Source organism: Escherichia sp. MOD1-EC6098, from assembly GCF_002965865.1.
Lineage (GTDB): Bacteria > Pseudomonadota > Gammaproteobacteria > Enterobacterales > Enterobacteriaceae > Escherichia > Escherichia marmotae.
The window spans coordinates 1-1,748 of record NZ_PTSN01000067.1 but is presented as its reverse complement, the minus strand read 5'-3'; the positions used below and the strand labels follow the sequence as shown (position 1 = coordinate 1,748).

The window sequence follows — 1,748 nt, the reverse complement described above, 5'->3', positions numbered from 1 at the left end:
AGTATTTGAAGACTGGGTTCAATAAGTGTGTTGTGTTCAACAGTTGAGATCACAGCCAAGAACAGAAGCAGTGCAAACAGAAGTAAAAATATCTAATATAATGCAGAATTACGTAATAGTTGTTGAAAAGCACAACACATGAGAAGATCATAACTTTATGATATCTCTAACAGAGTAGTGTTTAAAACGTAAAGATAAGGATTTATCAGTGGCTATAGTTAAAACATTTTCTCTTAAAAGCAATCCCTTCGAGCATTACACTGCTGAGAATGAGCCGGATATAAGTTTATATGCAGTAAGACCGCCTTACCTTTCAGCGATAACTGACAGAGCCAGAGCGCTAAACTCTTTCATACTTTTTGGCCAAAGAGGGGCTGGCAAAAGTGCAACACGGTTGACAGTGTTTAAAGAGGATTACTCAACAGAAGAAAAAAAACCATTCTTAGTTAACTTAACTGACTTTACTGACTTGATTGAAAAATTTAAAAAAGGGAGATTAACAGAAAGAGATATCATTTATCTAGTTGCCTATAATGTAATAGAGCAAATGTTAGGATGGATTTCTTTACTTGATGAAGACAAAAGAAAGAAAATCATATCACAATTAAGTGCCAAACAGCGAGAATTGATTTTTGCTTTATTAAAAGGATTTTATCTATCCAAGAGCGAGGGGGAGAGAGAATTAACTACTGAAAACACTTTGAAATTACTAGATAGCGCATGGTTTAAAAGAAGCCAGATATGGACAAGTCACAGGTGGGAGTCTATAAGTAAAGTTATAGCAGCAGCCATTAACACACTATCAAAAAAAACATTAGACGATGACGCCATTGATATTTCCAAGCCGGCGGAGGAATTACTTAAGAGTCTTACTGGAGAATCCGCTAATGCACCACGAGTTCTCCTTAGCCGCTTAGTTGACTTTAGTCAATCTTTTGGTTTCTCTGGCATTTGTGTCTTAATTGATAAACTTGATGAAACAACTGTTACTACTAACTCTTCGGAAGCAACAGCCCAGTTAATTTTTCCCTTACTATCAAACATACAACTACTGGAGATTAATAATTTTTCATGGATCGCATTTGTATGGGATGCGGTTCAGGATCATTTCAACAGCAAGCACAGAATAAGGCTTGATAAAATAGCCCATGCAAATATATCATGGAATAATGATGAGCTTAAGGAAATGCTAGATAAAAGGATGTCGTTCTTCTCGAATGGAAAATTAAAATTTGAAGACATACTGGATGTTAGTGGAGATAAACATAAGGTTGTTGAACAACTTATTCATATTTCTGTCAAATCTCCACGTGAGCTCATAAAGTTATGCGATATTATATTTAGGGAGCATGATGCAAATGAATTCAAAGGTGGTATTAATGAACAGTCTTTGAATTCTGGAATTGACAAATATTGTCTGGATACAATCGGCACATGGTATGAAAATGATGTTTTACAGCAGATTTATAGGCTAGGTAAAGATATCTTTGTCAACAAAGATGTTCAAAAGTTATTCAAAATAAGTGACCAAGGTGCTCGTAATAAAATTAAAGCATGGGAAGACATGCAGATTGTTAAAAAAAAGGGAACCACTCCAAGTGATGCCGGTGGTAAACCGGTAACCCTTTATGAAGTAGCAGACCCTCGTATAGTTAGAATAATAAATAAAGAGCTCGATCCTGCAGTGGGCTTTTCAGATTTAAGCGAAGAAGATTGAACAATATCACGTAATTTGTGATTTATGCACT

1 protein-coding gene is annotated in these 1,748 nt (G+C 35.5%); it reads left to right on the top strand.

Annotation, left to right across the window (positions count from 1 at the left end; genetic code table 11):
* Positions 1-208: 208 nt before the first annotated feature.
* Positions 209-1,717 (top strand): P-loop ATPase, Sll1717 family, encoded by a 1,509-nt coding sequence (locus C0K55_RS25610; protein WP_061338720.1) that lies wholly within the window; start codon positions 209-211, stop codon positions 1,715-1,717.
* Positions 1,718-1,748 lie beyond the last annotated feature (31 nt).